General features: G+C 63.8%; 18 protein-coding genes and 1 tRNA gene. 11 read left to right on the forward strand and 8 right to left on the reverse strand.

Annotation, left to right across the window (positions count from 1 at the left end; genetic code table 11):
* Positions 1–227: 227 nt before the first annotated feature.
* From FXB40_RS46675 to FXB40_RS46695, 5 genes are all read left to right on the forward strand, one after another.
* Positions 228–731 carry a hypothetical protein gene (locus tag FXB40_RS46675; RefSeq protein ID WP_148778987.1) on the forward strand — a complete coding sequence of 168 codons (504 nt, stop codon included), beginning with the start codon at positions 228–230 and terminating at the stop codon, positions 729–731.
* A 138-nt stretch (positions 732–869) separates the two neighbouring features.
* Positions 870–1,802 carry an alpha/beta hydrolase gene (locus FXB40_RS46680; protein ID WP_148778988.1) on the forward strand — a complete coding sequence of 311 codons (933 nt, stop codon included), beginning with the start codon at positions 870–872 and terminating at the stop codon, positions 1,800–1,802.
* A 350-nt stretch (positions 1,803–2,152) separates the two neighbouring features.
* Positions 2,153–3,376 carry an ABC transporter substrate-binding protein gene (locus FXB40_RS46685; RefSeq protein ID WP_187437606.1) on the forward strand — a complete coding sequence of 408 codons (1,224 nt, stop codon included), beginning with the start codon at positions 2,153–2,155 and terminating at the stop codon, positions 3,374–3,376.
* A 298-nt stretch (positions 3,377–3,674) separates the two neighbouring features.
* Positions 3,675–4,766 carry an enolase C-terminal domain-like protein gene (locus FXB40_RS46690; protein ID WP_148778990.1) on the forward strand — a complete coding sequence of 364 codons (1,092 nt, stop codon included), beginning with the start codon at positions 3,675–3,677 and terminating at the stop codon, positions 4,764–4,766.
* A gap of 118 nt (positions 4,767–4,884) precedes the next feature.
* Positions 4,885–5,340 (forward strand): NUDIX hydrolase, encoded by a 456-nt coding sequence (locus tag FXB40_RS46695; RefSeq protein ID WP_148778991.1) that lies wholly within the window; start codon positions 4,885–4,887, stop codon positions 5,338–5,340.
* Between the two features lie 9 nt (positions 5,341–5,349).
* Here the strand turns inward: FXB40_RS46695 and FXB40_RS46700 are convergent, their stop codons facing one another.
* Both FXB40_RS46700 and FXB40_RS46705 read right to left on the reverse strand, forming a co-directional pair.
* Complete coding sequence (locus FXB40_RS46700) at positions 5,350–5,595, reverse strand: hypothetical protein (RefSeq protein ID WP_187437607.1); 246 nt, start codon at positions 5,593–5,595, stop codon at positions 5,350–5,352.
* Positions 5,596–6,078: an L-2-amino-thiazoline-4-carboxylic acid hydrolase gene (locus FXB40_RS46705; protein WP_148778992.1), complete on the reverse strand. Its 483-nt coding sequence runs from the start codon at positions 6,076–6,078 to the stop codon at positions 5,596–5,598.
* A 454-nt stretch (positions 6,079–6,532) separates the two neighbouring features.
* Here FXB40_RS46705 and FXB40_RS46710 point away from each other — a divergent pair, with 454 nt between their 5' ends.
* Entirely contained in the window at positions 6,533–7,819 is a 1,287-nt protein-coding gene (locus FXB40_RS46710) for a heme-binding protein (protein ID WP_148778993.1), read from the forward strand.
* A 64-nt stretch (positions 7,820–7,883) separates the two neighbouring features.
* Here the strand turns inward: FXB40_RS46710 and FXB40_RS46715 are convergent, their stop codons facing one another.
* Positions 7,884–8,435, reverse strand: a complete 552-nt coding sequence (locus tag FXB40_RS46715; RefSeq protein ID WP_148778994.1) for a TetR/AcrR family transcriptional regulator — start codon at positions 8,433–8,435, stop codon at positions 7,884–7,886.
* A 118-nt stretch (positions 8,436–8,553) separates the two neighbouring features.
* Between FXB40_RS46715 and FXB40_RS46720 the strand changes: the two genes are divergently transcribed.
* A complete protein-coding gene (locus tag FXB40_RS46720) occupies positions 8,554–9,078 on the forward strand; it encodes a YybH family protein (protein ID WP_246208384.1) in 525 nt (174 codons plus the stop codon).
* 110 nt (positions 9,079–9,188) lie between these two features.
* Here the strand turns inward: FXB40_RS46720 and FXB40_RS46725 are convergent, their stop codons facing one another.
* Both FXB40_RS46725 and FXB40_RS46730 read right to left on the reverse strand, forming a co-directional pair.
* A complete protein-coding gene (locus FXB40_RS46725) occupies positions 9,189–10,256 on the reverse strand; it encodes an alkene reductase (RefSeq protein WP_148778995.1) in 1,068 nt (355 codons plus the stop codon).
* Positions 10,257–10,368: 112 nt separating this feature from the next.
* Positions 10,369–11,352: a zinc-dependent alcohol dehydrogenase family protein gene (locus FXB40_RS46730; RefSeq protein ID WP_148778996.1), complete on the reverse strand. Its 984-nt coding sequence runs from the start codon at positions 11,350–11,352 to the stop codon at positions 10,369–10,371.
* Between the two features lie 133 nt (positions 11,353–11,485).
* Between FXB40_RS46730 and FXB40_RS46735 the strand changes: the two genes are divergently transcribed.
* On the forward strand, positions 11,486–12,061 hold the full coding sequence (locus FXB40_RS46735) for a TetR/AcrR family transcriptional regulator (protein WP_148778997.1): 576 nt from the start codon (positions 11,486–11,488) through the stop codon (positions 12,059–12,061).
* Positions 12,062–12,198: 137 nt separating this feature from the next.
* Here the strand turns inward: FXB40_RS46735 and FXB40_RS46740 are convergent.
* Both FXB40_RS46740 and cpdR read right to left on the reverse strand, forming a co-directional pair.
* Positions 12,199–12,273: transfer RNA gene (locus FXB40_RS46740), tRNA-Val, on the reverse strand.
* A 75-nt stretch (positions 12,274–12,348) separates the two neighbouring features.
* Positions 12,349–12,708, reverse strand: coding sequence for a cell cycle two-component system response regulator CpdR (cpdR, locus tag FXB40_RS46745; RefSeq protein WP_028179810.1), 360 nt, complete (start codon positions 12,706–12,708; stop codon positions 12,349–12,351).
* A gap of 337 nt (positions 12,709–13,045) precedes the next feature.
* Between cpdR and FXB40_RS46755 the strand changes: the two genes are divergently transcribed.
* The 3 genes from FXB40_RS46755 to FXB40_RS46765 all read left to right on the forward strand — a co-directional run bounded on the left by FXB40_RS46755 (position 13,046) and on the right by FXB40_RS46765 (position 16,268).
* Positions 13,046–13,936: an N-formylglutamate amidohydrolase gene (locus FXB40_RS46755; protein WP_148778998.1), complete on the forward strand. Its 891-nt coding sequence runs from the start codon at positions 13,046–13,048 to the stop codon at positions 13,934–13,936.
* A gap of 537 nt (positions 13,937–14,473) precedes the next feature.
* The gene (gene hisN, locus FXB40_RS46760; RefSeq protein WP_148778999.1) at positions 14,474–15,256 is read left to right on the forward strand and encodes a histidinol-phosphatase; all 783 of its coding nucleotides are present in this window, start codon (positions 14,474–14,476) and stop codon (positions 15,254–15,256) included.
* Between the two features lie 22 nt (positions 15,257–15,278).
* Positions 15,279–16,268: a Bug family tripartite tricarboxylate transporter substrate binding protein gene (locus FXB40_RS46765; RefSeq protein ID WP_187437608.1), complete on the forward strand. Its 990-nt coding sequence runs from the start codon at positions 15,279–15,281 to the stop codon at positions 16,266–16,268.
* Between the two features lie 7 nt (positions 16,269–16,275).
* On the opposite strand, the gene FXB40_RS46770 is transcribed toward FXB40_RS46765, so the two are convergent.
* Positions 16,276–17,166 carry a LysR substrate-binding domain-containing protein gene (locus FXB40_RS46770; RefSeq protein ID WP_148779000.1) on the reverse strand — a complete coding sequence of 297 codons (891 nt, stop codon included), beginning with the start codon at positions 17,164–17,166 and terminating at the stop codon, positions 16,276–16,278.
* Positions 17,167–17,237 lie beyond the last annotated feature (71 nt).

Below are 17,237 nucleotides of genomic sequence, written 5' to 3' on the forward strand. Positions count from 1 at the left end.
TTTCACACAGCCAGGGTCAAAGGCCGAAGAATTCACTTTGAGCACAAGTGGTCCGCTGCGCTCTCGGAAGCGGACTTCCGTCCGACCCCTTGTGAGTACACAGCAAGTGACTTCGCCACGCTCATCTCTTCCCAGACTGCGACTATAGCCCTCCCCGAGATGGGAAATCTGTCATAGGCTGTGCCGTCTTGTGGCGGCAAAGCCGTGCCCGGAGAGGAGAAACGCCAATGAAACTCGCGATCTCGGCCTGTCTCGCTGGCGCTGTCCTTGTCGCTGGCGCGGCCCACGTCGCCGATGCCAATGGCGCTGGCGCTGCGCCCTCCAAAGTCTCGGGCTCCACGGCGCTGGCGCTGGCGGGCGTGATCGCGCCGCTATCGCCGATCCTGTCGGGCGCCGAGAAGAAGGCGGTGGCGATGCTGTTCGCCGCCAACGCCGACATCCCCTACAAGAAGCCGATCATGGTGACCGCGGATAGAATCGTCTGCCGCACCAGCAATGTCGACATCACCTTGCGCAACTGCGAAGTCACCTTCGGCAAGAAGGTCAAGACCGTGAACGGATCCACGGCCAACGAGATCTTCGCGACCGAGGCCCTGGCGGGCATTCCGCCCGATGGCGCGGCGGGATCGAATTTCGAGAGCCTGAGCAAGCTGAGCTGCACGATCGACCCCAATGCGATCAAGCAGAAGGACGGCAGTGGGGCGGATTGCACGTTCCAGCCGGCAAATTGAACCGGGCGTGCGAGGGCGAACCAAAGGTGCCGTGAAATCGCCGCAAGATGAACTGACAAGACGACGTAATAAGGCGAATTGAGAAGACAGGCCAAACCGGCGCACCAATATCAAGCGCCCAAAGCCGGCCCCACGATGATGAAGAATTATCTCGCATTTTTGCTTGTTCTGACCGTAACGGCGGCCTCCGCGCATGGCCCGCTTCCGGCACGACCGACCGTGCCGTCCGATCTGGTGCCGGTCGGCCTCACCGATAACGACACGACGGCCGGCGGCGTCGCACGCCTGTGCGAGCAGGTCACCTTCTCGCGCGGCCTGCGCTATGGCGATAGCGAGGCCAATGTGCTCGATGTCGCGATCAGCGAGAGCACCAAGGCGGACACGCCGCGGCCGGTGCTGCTGTTCGTGGCCGGCGACACGTTTACCGGCAACCGCGGCGCGCCGGACCTGGCTCGCGACATCCAGGACGAGGCGATGTGCTTCGCCGCGCGCAACGGGATGATCGGGGTGCGCGCGAACTACCGCCTGGCGCCCGCAGCAACCTGGCCGATGGGCGCAACCGACGTCGCGGCGGCGCTGTCCTGGATCCACGGCAATATCGACCTGTTCAACGGCGACGCCCGCGAGATCGTCGCGGTCGGCTATGGCGCCGGCGCCTTCCATGTCGCGAGCCTTTTGGCGCATCCCGAGCTCCAGACCGACCGGGCCGATGTCGCGGCGATCGTGCTGGTGTCCGGCATCTACCGCGCCGGCAAGGACGCCAGTGACAGCGAGAAGGCCTATCTCGGCACGGATGCCGCTCAATACGACAAGCGCTCGGTGTTTCCCGGCATCCTCAACGTCGACGTGCCGATCGTGCTGGCCTGGTCCGCGGACGATCCCGCGAACCTCGTGGCGCAGGGCGAGACCCTGAAGAAGACGCTGTGCGGCGCCGGCCACTGCCCACGCGCGACGCTGCTACGCAGCCGCGACAGCATCGCCGCCGCGTTCGGGCTGGATGGCTCGGGCGACAGCCTGGCCGAGCCGACCCTGCTGTTGGTGAAGCAGCTGGAGGCGCGGGGGCTGCCGTAGCGGGCGACGCGACGACTATTCGCACCATTTTCCGAGCTACCCCTCTCCCCCGCCCTCCCCCACAAGGGGGGAGGGAGCGCAGTGTGCCGTGCCGCGAGATCTGCGCTCATCGCTCGCGCGTTTTGGATCAAGTCATTCGCCACAACGAAGGTGCGTTCCCTCCCCCCTTGCGGGCAGGGCTAGGGAGAGGGGTGCTACACGGCATACTCTCTCAATTGACGGCGTGTCAGCACGCCTGCCGCTTCGACCACGCCACTCAGCCACAGGATTGACAAACGATTGACGTAGATCAACTCGTCTGGGTGCGGAACGAGCCGACTTCGTTGGGGGCCAACGACAAGGTGTCGAGCATGCGCGTCACCGGCAGACTGCTGTTCGTTTTGATCGCCGCTCTCGCCTCGCTCGGGGCGATGTCGGAGCAGCGTTCCGATCAACCCGCGCCCGACAACGAAATCCGTATCGGCAATCTCATGCCGTATTCGGGACCGCTCTCGGAATTCGGCGCGATCGGCCAGGCAGAGGCCGCCTATTTCGACATGATCAACGATCGCGGCGGCATCAACGGACGCAAGGTCCGCTTCATCACCCGCGACGACAATTCCGACCCGACGACCGCACTGGAGCTGACCCGCAACCTGATCGAGAAGGATGACGTGCACTTGATGTTCGGATCGTTCGGCACGCCCGGCAACCTGGCCACGCGCTGGTATCTGAACGAGAAGAAGGTCCCGCAGCTGTTCGTCGCCTCCGGTGATGAGGAGCTGAGCCAGGCCAAGGCGTTTCCCTGGACCATGGGCTGGCAGCCGGCGTTCCGATCAGAGGGGCGCATCTACGCCAACTACATCCAGGCCTATTATCCGCATCGCAAGATCGTGGTGCTGTGGCAGAACGACCAGTTCGGACGCGCGCTCCTCAAGGGCATCGAGGAAGGTCTTGGCAGCCTGAACCGTCTTATCCTCGTCGACATCGCCTTCGACATTGCCGATGAGCATCTCGAAGGGCACGTCTCGATCCTCAAGCGCACGGGCGCCGATGTTTTCGTCTTTCTCGGCGTGCCGTCGACGGCGGCCCAGGTGATCAAGCTGGCTGCGGCGCTCAACTGGCACCCGGTCATCATCGTCAACGATGCCTCCGCCTCGATCGCCAATGCGATGGCTCCTGCCGGCCTGCAGAATTCGGCCGGCGTGATCTCGACGGCTTTCCTGAAGGATCCGAGCGATCCCGCATGGAAAGACGATCCTGCCATGAAGGACTGGTTCGCCTTCATGGATAAGTATCATCACGTCGAAAGCACCAACAACAGTGCCGCGCTCTATGGCTACGCCGCGGCCGAGGCGATGACGCAGGTGCTGAAGCAATGCGGCGACGACTTCTCGCGCGACAACATCATGCGCCAGGCCGCTTCGCTGCGGGATTATCACCCCTCCGTTGCTCTGCCCAGCATCAGGATGAATACGTCACCCGACAGCTATCTGCCGATCAAGCAGACGCGGCTGGTCCAGTTCGACGGCCGTTCCTGGCAGCCGTTTGGGGCGGTGATCGAGACAGCGTTCACGGAAGGCGCGGCGCGGTGAGCTCTTTCACGTGCACCTTTTGCTGAGCCACCCCTCTCCCCTGTCCTCCCCCGCAAGGGGGGAGGGTTAGGGAGAGGGGTACCACACAGGGACTCTCTCGATCAGAAAAGCGACGACGCAAGCTCGCGCCTCACGCCGGCTTCAGCGAGGCCAGCGCGCTTTCCAGGAGCGACCGGACCCGCGCGGCGTCGCCGGACTTCACGACCGCAGGATCGAGGGTCGCGGCAGACACCTTTTCGTTTCATGATGAACGTTTAAGATCGCGCATGAACCTGCATTCACCCCGCCGGGAGATCCCATGACCGAGACCATCCGCATCAGGCGCTTCAACGCGCGCCCCGTGATCGCGCCGATGAATTTGCCGCTCAAAACCTCGACCGGTGCGGTCACGAAAGCGCCGCTGGTGCTGATCGACTGCGAAACCGACCAGGGTGCGGTCGGGCACGCCTATCTGTTCTCGATCACGCCGTCGGCCCTGAAGCCGCTGACCGCGATGGTCACGGAAATGTCAGAGCTGCTGGCGGGCGACGAACTGCTGCCGTTCGACATCGAACGCAAGCTGACCCAGCGTTTCACGCTGCTCGGGCTCGCCGGGCTGCAACGGCTGGCGCAATCCGGCATCGACATGGCGGCGTGGGACGCGCTGGCGCGGGCCCGCGGCCTGCCGCTCGCGCGCCTGCTCGGCGGCGCGCCGAAGCCGGTGAAGGCTTACAATTCGAAGGGGCTCGGCATCATGCCCGCGGGCGCCGCGATGGAGGAGGCCCAAAAGCTGCTGGCCGAGGGCTTTCACGCCGCAAAGATTCGCGTCGGCCGGCCCGAGGCGCGCGACGATCTCGCCGTGGTGCGCGCAGTGCGCAAGGCCGTCGGCGACGAAGTGACGCTGATGTGCGACTACAACCAGGCGCTGACGGTAACCGAAGCCATCCGCCGCGGCGAGATGCTCGACGACGAAGGGCTGACCTGGATCGAGGAGCCGATCCGCCACGACGACTATGAGGGCTGCGCCCGCATTGCGGACGCGCTGCGTACACCGGTCCAGATCGGCGAGAATTTCGACAGCGCGTTTTCGATGCAGACCGCGCTGTCGGCGGAGGCCTGCGACTACGTGATGCCCGACGTGCAGCGCATCGGCGGCGTCACCGGGTGGCTGCGCGCGGCGTCACTGGCGCATGCCGCCGGCATCGAGATGTCGACTCATCTGTTCTCGGAGGTCAGCGCACATCTGCTCTGCGTGACCCCATCAGCGCATTGGCTGGAATATGTCGACTGGGCCGACGCGGTGCTGGCCACGCGGTTGAAGATCAAGGATGGGTTTGCGCTGCCGGGCGAGGAGCCGGGCAACGGGATTGAATGGGACGAGACGGCGGTGAGGAAATATGCGGTGGCGTGATCTACGCGATTTCCTTGCGGCCATCCTTCGAGACGCCCGCTTTCGCGGGCTCGTCAGGGTGACGGGGAGAGGCCGTTGCCGTGTTGCGAAAGCGTGTGGCACCGATTAACGATGCTCCATGACCACATGGCGCCCTCATCCCCATATCCGGGTCGTCGCGATCGGCCTGCACTGGCGGGGCGGGCGGCTGCTTGCGGCTGAAGTGCGGGACGATGCGGGAGGGATCAAGGGCGCGCGCCCGCTCGGCGTTGAGATCGAGTTCGGTGAGAGCTGGCGGACTGCGCTCGTGCGGGAATTCAACGAAGAGCTCGGCATCGAAATCACCATCACAAGCGAGCCGCTGACGATGGAGAACATTTTTGTCCACGAAGGCGCGACCGGGCACGAGGTGATGTTCATCGCCGAGGTCGCGTTTCCACAACGCGCGTTCGCCGGCCAGGACCGCATCGACTTCCGCGAGGACAACGGAGAGGAGATCGTCGCCCGCTGGTTCGACCTCGCCGATCTCGACGTGCCGGGTGGACCGAGCCTCTATCCGAGCGGGCTGAAGGATTTGCTGCTCAAGCGCGACTGACTGCCGCCTCTACCACGTCTCCGCGCCGGGGATTTTCTTGCGTAGTGCGATGCGCTGGATCCAGATGCAGCGACGGACGGATCGATTGGAGCGCCCCACCGCGGAGATCCCCTCGCCGGCCTGAAGCAGTGGCGCCACGGCCTCGCGCACTGCGCGGCAGCGCTGCAGCTCGGCCTGCCAGTCGATCATCGCCGCATCGGCGCTTGATGCCATCAGCGCGAGAGCCGCCGCGGCAAGACAAATCGTCCGCATCATTCACTTTCCCTTCCTCGATTCGTCCGCAACGCGCCGGTAGCGGAAGTCGCAATGATCGGCACCTTGCATGATGGTCTGCGTCCGCGTGAGCTTGATGTCGGGGCCGAACCCTTCGGCGGTCGCAAAATCGGCGGTGCAGACCATGAGGAATCCGAGCTCCGGCTCGCCCAGCGCCTTGTAGAACTCGGCATAGGCGCACCGCTTCACATCAAAAGCGAAGGCATCCTGAGTCTGCTCGATCACGTCATAGGCCAACGCATCGTCGCGCGCGTAGGTCCTGAAGGCGGAGGCGACGGCCTGGCCGAGATTAGTGTCGTTCTTCGCTGTCCAGAACGCCTCGCCGAAGCGGCGATAGAGATCCCCAAGCGTGTTGCGCACCAGCGCATTCGCGCGCGCCTCGCCGAGCTCGGCCTGGAGCGCCTTGACCAATGGCACCAAAACCTGCGCCTGGATCTTTGCCTGTTCGATGACCGATATGCTCATGGACGGCCTGCTCGTCTTCGATACTTCGATGTGTGCCTGATCGGGCTTGGGCTTCAAGCCGTTCACGCCGATCGTTTGCGTGACTGCGACTCTTTCGCTTGTGAAATGGAACACACTTGAAGCATCTCTTAGGTTGTATCATAATCGGGATGTAACCAAGGCGAACGGGGCGCACGACCCCGTATCTTTTGATCATTTCATTTTTGAACACCCCTTACAAAGCGTTGTTTCGCGCAGGGTGACACCGACGATCCCCGCGACGGACGACGAGCCAGAAGATCGCGATCGGTTTCAAAAAATTCCGACGTCTCGCCGTTCCCGGCGATACGACGGCCGCCTCGCGCGTGCGCGCGGCATGGCCTGAGACAGAGAAGCCATTGATCAGCCCGGATCGCCGGCCCGGGAGAGCGCCGGCATCGACGGTCGCCCTTGCGGCCATCGAAAGGAACGCCCCATGGACGAACCCAAGCCGCTTACCAGCGCCTTCAACAGAACCGCAAACTTCTCCATCCACCAGGTCGACAGCGTGTTCAGGGCTGCCGCACACGCTGCTGCCGTCCCCGCTGCCGTGCCGGTCACCTTGCCGCCGACGCTCGGGCCGCTCTCGGCCTTCGCCGGCACATTCACGGGACAGGGATTCAACACGATCTTCCGGCCCGACAGCGCGACGACGCCGACCCAGATGCCGGGGCCGATCAACACCACCGACCCGCCCGACAATGTGCTGGAGCTGAATCTCACCGATGAGACGATGTCGTTCTCGAACAATCTCGGCTCGATTCCCAATCGCGGCTCGGGGCCGCAGGCGGATGCCTTCCTGAACGGCGTGCCCTATCTGCAGACCATCAACGACGTGACCACAGGCACGCCTGTCGGCATTCACTTCGAGCCCGGCATCTGGCTTGCGGTACCGTCCAGCACCAATCCGCACGAACCGTTCACCGTCGCGCGCATGGCCTCGATCCCGCACGGCACGACGATCACCGCGCAAGGCACCGCGCTGCCGGCGGTGGCCGGCAAGCCGACCATTGCGGCGGTCGACATCACGCCGTTTTTCGGCGGCAATCCGGCCAACAAGTTCACGTTCCAGAATCAGACCGCGGCCAACAAGACCACACGCAGGCTGCCGCAGGACCTCACCGCGCTGATCGCTTCCGGCAAGCTCACCCAGGCCATGATCACCGATCCGAACACGGTGCTGCGCCATCAGATCGCGCATCAGACCATCAGCCAGACCATCATCATCGAGACCTCGACCAAACCCAACTCGCCGCTATCAGGCGGTCCGTTGCCGGCCGTCCCTTCGGCCGGACCGCATCCGCAGGCGCCAAACTTCGCCGGCGGCACCTCGAACATCGCGTTCCTGCTGGGCGTGCCGGCGCCGCCGCCGGGCGGCAATGGTGCCAACGCCAACGCATTCCAGATGGATGCCGTGTTCTGGATCGAGACGGTGATTTACGACATCGACGTGCCGCGCATCGGGTCGGGCGAGCCGCCGATCATCCTCCAGCCGCTGCAGAAGGGCACTGTGCCGCTGGTGCCGAGCTTCGTCGCCACGCTGCCGTTCGTGCCCAACAAGGCTTACGCCGGCGGCCGCGTCCGGGTGGCGACGACGCAGATTCAATACTCGCAGAAGGTGATGCTGGATTTCAACGGCCTGACCTGGCCGCACGTCTCCGTTGCCTCGTTGGTGCCGGCAGCCCCGGTGCCGATCCCGGAGCATTTGTTGCCGCTGACGTGAGAGGGACTGCGATGGGGCGGAGCAGCCCGCCCCATCGCATGTTCGAGGATGAGCGGATCATACTTTAGCGCAGCGGCAAAGACGCGCGCGTTTCCGACAGAATCTCTCTCGAAAACTCGTCGTCGTCGACAATGCGAGCCAGCACCATCGCGCCGACCATCGACGCCCAGGCCGCAATCGCTGCACGACGTCTGGCATGAGACGTGCCGCCATCGACATCTGCCGCCAGATAATCGATCCGGTAGCGAATGGCCTGCGTCATGCTGTGCCGAAGATCGGCTGAGCCTCGCGCCGCTTCCGTCCCGAGGCTCGAGAACAGGCAACTCGTCGCGCGGTTGTTGCGGTGCCGGACGCTGAGATAGCCGTCGGCGTAGTCCGCCGCCGGCCGGCGCGGGTCCGGGCTGTTGGCGACCGACGGCAGCGCGTGCCCGACAGCTTCCGCGATCAAGGCCTCCTTGGACGGGAAGTGCCCATAAAAGGCTCCGTGCGTCAGACCGGCTTCCGTCATCACATCGGCCACAGTGACGTGGTCGAAGCCGCGCTGCCGGAACAGGCGCGCCGCTGCGACCATGATCCGCGTGCGATGCTCCGCCACTTGCTCCTTGCTCACTTTCATTTGCGCACCTCGTGACGAGTCGTCATTTCACATGATACCTATCATGAATATAAACATGATGATTGTCATGATTAAGGGGCGTGCCGGGCAGATCTGGTGCCGAAACAACGAGGTGAACATGTTCCATTCGATGAAATCGGCGGGCCTGGCCGCACCACGGCCGTCGGCGAAACGTCGCAGCGCGCTGGCAGCTGCGATGCTGCTCGCTCTGGTCACGACGATCGGCGCGGGCGCACAAGCGCAGGCCGCCGCAAATGACGCGGAGGCCAAAACCATCTTCGAAAAATTCATTGCCGCGCAGAATGCGCACGACGCCGACGCGGTGAAGGCGATGCTGCTGGATTCGCCCGGCACGCTGCTGTTCGCGAGAAACGTCGATACGCGAGGCCGCGATGCGGTCGCCTCCCGGTTCAAGGAATACTATGAAGGCACCTGGCATCTGGAACCCGACATGTCGAAATTCCGGGTTGCCGTGATCTCGAACGACGTGATGCAGGTTCTGGTGCCAATCGTTTTCACGCGTGGCCTGCCGGGCAAGCCACCGCAGCAAAACACGTTCCTGATCAGCCAGACCTATGTCCAGGACTCGAGCGGCTGGCACGTCGCGTCCATCATGCCGGTCGCGAACACGGAGCTGAAATAGCGACGGTCCTGGTCCCGGCGCTGGCCTCGGTCATGCCGGCAGCGCCGGCGCAGACCGCCCGCATCTCTCCGGGAGGTGCGGGCCGCACAGATGTCATCAAGCCAGCCGGCTCAGCCGACGCCTTGCAATTGCAGGGAGGGATAGTCGGTGTAGCCCTCGGGCCCGGTCGCATAGAACGTCGCCGGCTGCGGGGCATTGAGCGGAGCACCGGCGCGAAGCCGTTCAGGAAGATCGGGATTGGCGATAAAGGCCTTGCCGAAGGCGACGGCATCAGCCCATCCGGCATCAAGGGCCTCTTGCGCGGTCGTTGCGTTAAAACCTTCATTGGCGATGTAGACGCCACCGAACTCCGCCTTCAGACGGGGACCGAGGCTGTCGGCCGCAACATGCTCGCGGACGCAGAGAAACGCGATTCTGCGCCGCCCGAGCTCACGCGCGACGTAACCGAACGTACCCGCCCGGTCGGAGTCGCCCATCGAGTGCACGTCCGCCCGCGGCGCCAGATGCATGGCGACGCGAGACGGTCCCCAGACATCAATCGTCGCATCGACCGCTTCAAGCATGAGGCGCGCCCTGTTTTCGATGGCGCCGCCATACTGATCGGTGCGCTGGTTCGATCCATCCTGAAGAAACTGATCGAGCAAATAGCCATTGGCACCGTGCAGTTCGACGCCGTCGAACCCCGCCGCCTCGGCAAACTGCGCGGCCCGGCGAAAATCTCCGACCACGGCCGCGACGTCCTCCGTCGGCAGCGGCCTCGGCACGACAAAGGGACGCTCGGGGCGCAACAGACTGACATTGCCTCTGGCCGCCAGCGCGCTCGGTGCGACCGGTGCCTGTCCATTGTGAAACTCCGGATCGGAAATCCGGCCCACGTGCCAGATCTGCATGAAGATCCGCCCCCCGGCAGCCTTCACGGCCTTGGTCACGTTGCGCCAACCGCTCACATGCTCCTCTGCCCAGATTCCGGCGACACCGCGATAGCCGACCCCCTGCTGCGAAACCGGAACGCCTTCGGAGATGATCAGGCCGGCGGACGCGCGCTGCGCGTAATAGTCCGCCATGATCGGCGTCGGCACCTTGTTCTGGTCGGCCCGGAGCCTTGTCAACGGCGCCATGATCACGCGGTTCGGAAGCGTCAGATCACCAATTGAAAGCGGGTCGAATAGAGACGGCATCGGCTTGTTCTCCAGGCATGGGGATCGCAGCAGGCTTTGTCCACACTTCTATACTACGTGGTATAGAAATTCGTTTTGAAACGCGGCGGGCGCGCGGAATTTCGATCTACGATCAGGCTCGGTTCGGTGTAAAGATCACCTTGCCCTTGAAGCTTGCGGCCTGGGCGATCGCGTCGGAAAATCGATCGAGGCCATATGTCGCGACGACCGGCGCCGTCAGCGCGCCCGACGTCACCAGGCCGGTCAGGTGATCGTACATTTTACCGATGGTCTCATCCTTGGCGGTCTTTTGCCAATGCACGAGCCAGAAGCCGCGCACGGACACCTCGGCAAAGATCGCGCTGAGACTCGAGCCGGAGAAGGGTTGTCCGCTCATCGCGCTGTAGAGAACAACCACGCCCTTCGGGGCAACGCAGTTCATCAGATTCAGGGTCGACGTGCCGCCGACCATGTCGAGTGCCAGATGGATGGGCGCTCCACCCGTCTCCTTGGCCGCTCGCTTTTGCAGGTCGGGGCCGTCGACGAGCACCACATCCGCTCCCAGAGCGCGCAGTTCCGGCACGACGTCCTCGCGTCGAACGACGTTCACCAGCTTGATTCCCAACGATTTCGCGACTGCGATCACCGCGCGCCCCGTTGCCGAATTGGCGCCGTTCTGGATCACCCAGCCCCCGTTCGGGATCTTCACGATATCGGTCAGCAACAGGTACGCCGTCGCCGGATTGACCCCGACCATCGCGAGCTGCTGAATATCTGCTTGCGGCGACAAGGGTCGCTGCCACGACGCGGTGAACTTCACTCGCTCGGTCCAGGTCGGACGCAGGATCGGTATCAGGGTTCGGTCGCCCTCCTTCAGGGTCTTCACGTTCGCGCCTGTGGCGACCACGCGGCCGACGCCCTCGATCCCGAGGGTACCCGGCAGCGGCGGCAGATATCCGTACCGTCCCGCCATGATCATGAGGTCAGTGGCGTTGATCGGGGCGGCTTCGACAGCGACCACGACTTCATCGGGGCCGGGTGCGCCTACGTCGGGCACGTCGTTCAGCTTCACTGCATCAGCGGGCTTTCCAAACGCTACGACCTGAAGTGCCTTCATCTGTCATCTCCCATCGCTTCATTCTGTACTTTGTAGTACACAACTGGAGAAGCGTCAAGAAAGGCGCCGGATTGATCCGGTCACGTCTCCTTGAGGGCTTAACATCCGCGGCGGAAGTACATAGAAAGATCGCATGGCAAGACCACGCAGTTTCGATCCCGACGACGTGCTCGAAGTCGCGCGCAAGGTGTTTTTGCGCAAGGGCTACCAGGCCGCATCACTCGACGAGATCACGGCGGCGAGCGGCATCGCCAAACCGAGCCTCTATGCGGCGTTCGGCGACAAGAGCGCGCTATTCCTGCGCGTGCTCGATCGTTATCACGACGGCATCCTCGGCTGGGCCGAACGCGTCCTGGCGCAGCCCGGTCCGGCCCACGACGTGATTCGGCAATGGCTCACGGGCTTCGTGCCGTATTGCTCGGGCGCAAAGGGATCGCGGGGCTGCCTGTCGATCAACGCGGCGACCGACGGCTCGCTCGACCAGACAGAAGTCCGCAAAAGCATCGAGCGCTACAACAGACGCCTCGAGCAGCTTTTGCGCGCGCGCCTGCGCGCCGACCGAGCCCAGTTCAGGAAAGGCTTTGATCCCGACCTCACCGCGCACACGATCATGGTGGTGCACACCGGACTGATGACGCTCGCGCACCAGGGTTCCGATGCAAAGCAGGTTCAGGCCGTGATCGACCAGGTGATGACCCTGCTCACCTAGCGATGGGCTGGTGGTCACACGCTTCGCGTTGACCGGTTGCTTGGAATGGCTTGCCTGGCCGAAGCTTGCGGATGCAAGCCCGCCTGCGCCCTTTGGGCTTCGGCGCGGCATCCTTCTCTCGCATCGCGAGCGAAGGATGGTGGGCACGACAGGGATCGAACCTGTGACCCCTACCATGTCAAGGTAGTGCTCTCCCGCTGAGCTACGTGCCCTAATAGTCCATTGACGTCGGGTGGGGTCCCTATAACGGCTCGGCGGAGCCGGTGCAAGGACGGAAGGGGGCCAATTTAGGCCGCCAGCATCTTGTTCACTTCGCTCACCAATTCGCGCAGGTGAACGGGTTTCGACAGCACCTTAGCGTTCTTGGGGGCGTCCGAATCCGAGTTCAGGGCGACCGCGGCGAAGCCGGTGATGAACATGATCTTGATGTCGGGGTCGAGTTCCGAGGCCCGGCGGGCGAGCTCGATACCGTCCATCTCCGGCATCACGATGTCGGTCAGGAGCATCTCGAACGGCTCTTCCCGCAACCGCTGATAGGCGGCCATGCCGTTGTCATGGGACGAAACCTGAAAACCGGCGTTTTCCAGCGCCTTGACCAGGAAACGGCGCATGTCGTTGTCGTCTTCGGCGAGCAGGATTTTTGCCATGGCAGGAACGTCGAATCCCCAAAGAATATGCAGAGGTCACTAAGCCCGACAGAGGGTAAATTTCGGGTGAAAATCTTTACCCTGGGCCCGACCGGCGCGGCCCCTTGTGAACCCGAACGGGCTGCGAATCAATCGACCAGCGCCTGCGCATCCCCGCTTCCCTGCCCGCACGGTTAAGACATGTTCCAGCGCCGATCACATCTTTTCGCTTGGCAGAATGGTTGCGATTCCGGACAATGACGACACATAAGAGCCGCTCGATCGGCCGAATCACTCGATCTGGGGCTTGATGGATTTTGGCCGGATCGTGCGGCGTGAAGGGACGAAGCCTGAGAAGATGACCCGGTTTGACGGCGAGGTGTCGCCAGCCTTCGAGATCGTGGAGCCCGCCGAGTGGCGCGCGCCTGTTATCTTCAACTCGCCCCATTCCGGCTCGACCTATCCGGACGAATTCCTGAGCGCATCGCGGATCGACCTGCCGCAACTTCGGCGGTCCGAAGATTCCTTCATGGACGAGCTGATCGGACACTTGAGCGATCGCGGCTTTCCGACCGTGCGGGTGAACTTTCCCCGCTCCTATGTCGACGTCAATCGCGAGCCCTATGAGCTCGATCCCCGCATGTTCACCGGCCGGCTGCCGAGCTTTGCCAACACGCGCTCGATGCGGGTCGCGGGCGGGCTGGGCACCATTCCGCGCGTGGTCGGCGACGGCCAGGAGATCTATCGCGACCGCATCCTGGTCGACGACGCGCTGGCGCGGATCGAGACGCTGTACAAGCCCTACCATCGCGCGCTGCGCCGGCTGATCAACAAGGTGCACCAGATGTTCGGCACCGTGGTGCTGGTCGACTGCCATTCGATGCCGTCGGTCGGCGTCAGCAGGGACGAGCCGCGCCGGCCCGACATCGTGATCGGCGACCGTTACGGCACGAGTTGCACGCCGCTGCTGCCCGACCGCGTCGAGGAGACCATGACGGGGCTCGGCTATTCGATCGGCCGCAACAAGCCTTATGCCGGCGGCTTCATCACCGAGCATTACGGCAATCCGGCGAGCGGCCTGCACGCGGTGCAGCTCGAGTTCAACCGCGCGATCTACATGGACGAGCGCCGGCGCGAGCGCGGCCCGCGCTTTGCGCAGGTGGCGAGCGACTTCGGCGTCCTCGCCGATGTGCTGGCGACCACGATCCCGTTCGGCGATCTCGGCCCGTTCCAGGCCGCGGCGGAATAGACGCGACTGCTTCTCGAACGATCGTGCGCGCTGCGAGAAGTGCGAATGCGTTTTCGCTTCGCAAGCGTATGCGCGCTAAACTGAAAACAGGCACATAAGAAAAAAGGGCCGCTTCTGATGAAGAAGCGGCCCAAGTCTAGGGAGGAAACGCCCAAGGAGGGCAGCGGTAACGCAAGGAGCGCTACCGCACCGCAACAATATGCGGCCGCGCCGCACAAAGTGCAAGGGCTTTTGAGCCGTTTCCCATGCAAAAACACATGGCTCGTTTGCTCATAGAGAAACCCAGATTCAGTTTCTTTGATAAGGAAATTCAATGGGTTGATAGTCATTTGCATACGAACGAGGCATGTTCGGAACTAAGTTTTCAACTCAATGATCGATATTTGGCCAGCATATGGCTCGGCATGTGGTCCGCTTGGGCAGGCCGGTGCCCGCATTCAAAATACCAGGGTGCAAATCGAGACAGCGCTGCACGCGAGAGGCGATTTGAGCTAGGCAGATGAAAGCTTCACCCGACTTTCGTTTTGAGGATGCGCCGTGACGGTGATCGACTTCTCAGCCTTCATCGGCCGGCTTGCCACCGCCTCCGGCGAAACCATCCTGCCGTTCTTCCGGACCTCGCTGTCGATCGACGACAAGAGCAAGACCAAGGATTTCGATCCGGTGACGGAAGCCGACCGCGCGGCGGAAGCGGTGATGCGGCGGCTGATCAAGGCGAGCTTCCCCCAGCACGGCATCGTCGGCGAGGAATTCGGCAATGAGCGCGAGGACGCTGATTATGTCTGGGTGCTCGACCCCATCGACGGCACAAAGTCCTTCATCGGCGGCTTTCCGATCTGGGGCACGCTGATCGCGCTGCTGCACAAGGGCTCGCCGGTCTACGGCATGATGCACCAGCCCTTCATCGGCGAGCGCTTTTCCGGCGACAACGGCTCGGCCACGTATAAAGGCCCCTCCGGCGAGCGCCGGCTTCAGGTCCGCCGTTGCGCCTCGTTGTCAGAGGCAACGACCTACACCACCTCTCCGCTGCTGATGAACGAGCGCGACCGCGCCATTTTCGGCCGGATCGAGCAGGGCGCGCGGCTGTCGCGCTATGGCGGCGATTGCTACTCCTATTGCATGCTGGCGGCCGGCCATGTCGATCTCGTGGTCGAGACCGAGTTGAAGCCTTACGACATCGCGGCCCTGATCCCGATCGTGACCGGCGCCGGCGGCGTCGTCACCACCTGGGAAGGCAAGCCGGCCCAGGGCGGCGGCCGCATCGTCGCGGCCGGCGACGCCAGGGTTCACGAAGAAGCATTGAAACTGCTCAACCAGTAACAAGCGCCAGCGGGATGCTTGCATGACCATCTCGCGCAGGCTTCTCGTTAGATCGTTCATCGGATTGTTCCTGGGACTGTTTCTGCTGCTGCCGTCGGTGGCCGCGGCGCAGAATTTTCCGGCAAAGCCGATCAAGCTGATCGTGCCGTTCCCGGCCGGCGGCCCCAACGACATCATCGCCCGCGTCATCGGCCAGCGCATGTCGGAACTGGCGGGACAGCCGGTGCTGATCGACAATCGCGGCGGCCAGGGCGGCGTGCTCGGCACCGACGCGGTCGCCAAGAGCGCGCCCGACGGCTACACCATCGCCATCTCCTCCGCCGGCGCGCTCGCGATCAGCCCGAGCATGGAGAAGGTGGCCTACGATACGCTGAGTGACCTGACACCGGTGACGCTGATTGCGACCGTGCCGGAAATGCTGGTGGTGGCGACCAATGTGCCCGCCAAGGACATCGGCGAATTGATTGCGCTGGCGAAAGCGCAGCCGGGAAAACTCAACTTCGCCTCCTCCGGCCCCGGCAGCCTGCCGCATCTCGCCGGCGAACTGTTCAAGCTGACGGCGAAGATCGACATCGTGCACGTGCCCTATCGTGGCGCCGCGCCTGCGGTGAACGATCTGCTCGGCCAGCAGGTCCAGATGACGTTCCTCGACCTCCCGGTGCTGCTGCCGCAGGTCAAGGCCGGCGCCCTGAAGCCGATCGCGGTCGGCTCGGTGGAGCGCGCCCCGACCGCACCCGACGTGCCTACCACGAAGGAAGCGGGCTTTCCCGATCTGCGCATCGAGAACTGGTACGGCATGGTCGCGCCCAAGGGCACGCCGAAGGAGATCGTGACAACGCTGCATGACCTTGCGACCAAGGCCATGGCGGATCCCGCGGTGAAGGACAAGCTCGCCCAGCAGGGCGCAACGCTGATCGGCGACGAGCCGGAGCATTTTCGCGCATTCATTGCGGACGAGACCGCGAAATGGGCTAAGGTCATCAGGGACGCCGGCGTGGAGACGGCGAAGTAACCGCCCCTTACATCGCAGCCGCCCTCAAATGCTCCACCAGCATCTTCGCCGGCCGCGGCAGCGCCTTGAAGCTGCGCGCGCAGATCACAAGCCTCCGGTTGGCCCAGGCGTCGCGCAGGCGGACCATGGCGAGCGGCATCAGTTTGGCGCAGCGGCGGGCGGCGGATTCGGGCACCAGCGCGACGCCGACATCGGCCGAGACCAGCTGGCAGATCGCGTCGAAGTCGCGTAAGCGCGCGCGGAAATGCGGGCGCATGCCGAGCCGGGCCGCGTGCTTTGAAATATGCATCTGAAGCGCGGTGGCGCTGGTCAGACCGACGAACTCGCAGGCGTTCGCCTCCTGGAAATCGATCTGGCGGCGACCGGCGAACGGGCCGCGCCTGGAGGTCACCAGCGTCAGGCGATCCTCGCTGAACACGAAACGCTCGACATGATCAGGCAGCGCGTGCTCGGCAGCGAAGCCGAGATCGGCGGCACCCGCGGTGATCGCGGCCGCGATGTCGGTGCTCTCGCGCTCCTCGATGTCGATGGCGACGTCGCGATGCTCGCGCAGGAAGCCGGCGAGCGCTTTTGGCAGATGCTCCGAGAGCCCTGAGGTGTTGGCAAGGAAGTGCACGCTGGCGCGCACCCCGCTGGCAAAGCCGGCGAGATCGCCGCGCATGGCGTCGATCTGATGGATCACGAGCCGGGCGTGATCGAGTAGGCTCTCGCCGGCCGCAGTCAGCTCGACACCGCGCCGCCCGCGCTTGAGCAGCGCGACGCCGAGCGCCTCCTCGAGCCCCTTGATGCGCGCGCTGGCGGAGGCCAGCGCTAAGTGCGAACGCTCCGCGCCGCGGGTGATGCTGCGCTGGTCGGCGACCGCAATGAAGAGCTGGAGATCGACGAGATCGAAGCGCATCGTTGCTTCCTCCAAACTTAGCTTTCGTCCTGGACGAAGGCTGTCTCCGTAACCTCCAGATTGTGCCCGGG

The organism is Bradyrhizobium rifense (genome assembly GCF_008123425.1).
In the GTDB taxonomy this organism is placed as follows: domain Bacteria; phylum Pseudomonadota; class Alphaproteobacteria; order Rhizobiales; family Xanthobacteraceae; genus Bradyrhizobium; species Bradyrhizobium rifense.

Coding starts and splice junctions, on each gene's coding strand:
- FXB40_RS46755 (WP_148778998.1), top strand. CDS start 13,046: ATGACCCGGTTTGACGGCGAGGTGTCGCCAGCCTTCGAGATCGTGGAG.
- FXB40_RS46770 (WP_148779000.1), bottom strand. CDS start 17,166: ATGCGCTTCGATCTCGTCGATCTCCAGCTCTTCATTGCGGTCGCCGAC.
- FXB40_RS46680 (WP_148778988.1), top strand. CDS start 870: ATGAAGAATTATCTCGCATTTTTGCTTGTTCTGACCGTAACGGCGGCC.
- FXB40_RS46690 (WP_148778990.1), top strand. CDS start 3,675: ATGACCGAGACCATCCGCATCAGGCGCTTCAACGCGCGCCCCGTGATC.
- FXB40_RS46730 (WP_148778996.1), bottom strand. CDS start 11,352: ATGAAGGCACTTCAGGTCGTAGCGTTTGGAAAGCCCGCTGATGCAGTG.
- FXB40_RS46695 (WP_148778991.1), top strand. CDS start 4,885: ATGACCACATGGCGCCCTCATCCCCATATCCGGGTCGTCGCGATCGGC.
- cpdR (WP_028179810.1), bottom strand. CDS start 12,708: ATGGCAAAAATCCTGCTCGCCGAAGACGACAACGACATGCGCCGTTTC.
- FXB40_RS46705 (WP_148778992.1), bottom strand. CDS start 6,078: ATGAGCATATCGGTCATCGAACAGGCAAAGATCCAGGCGCAGGTTTTG.
- FXB40_RS46720 (WP_246208384.1), top strand. CDS start 8,554: ATGTTCCATTCGATGAAATCGGCGGGCCTGGCCGCACCACGGCCGTCG.
- FXB40_RS46685 (WP_187437606.1), top strand. CDS start 2,153: ATGCGCGTCACCGGCAGACTGCTGTTCGTTTTGATCGCCGCTCTCGCC.
- FXB40_RS46765 (WP_187437608.1), top strand. CDS start 15,279: ATGACCATCTCGCGCAGGCTTCTCGTTAGATCGTTCATCGGATTGTTC.
- FXB40_RS46700 (WP_187437607.1), bottom strand. CDS start 5,595: ATGATGCGGACGATTTGTCTTGCCGCGGCGGCTCTCGCGCTGATGGCA.
- FXB40_RS46735 (WP_148778997.1), top strand. CDS start 11,486: ATGGCAAGACCACGCAGTTTCGATCCCGACGACGTGCTCGAAGTCGCG.
- FXB40_RS46675 (WP_148778987.1), top strand. CDS start 228: ATGAAACTCGCGATCTCGGCCTGTCTCGCTGGCGCTGTCCTTGTCGCT.
- FXB40_RS46725 (WP_148778995.1), bottom strand. CDS start 10,256: ATGCCGTCTCTATTCGACCCGCTTTCAATTGGTGATCTGACGCTTCCG.
- FXB40_RS46715 (WP_148778994.1), bottom strand. CDS start 8,435: ATGAAAGTGAGCAAGGAGCAAGTGGCGGAGCATCGCACGCGGATCATG.
- FXB40_RS46710 (WP_148778993.1), top strand. CDS start 6,533: ATGGACGAACCCAAGCCGCTTACCAGCGCCTTCAACAGAACCGCAAAC.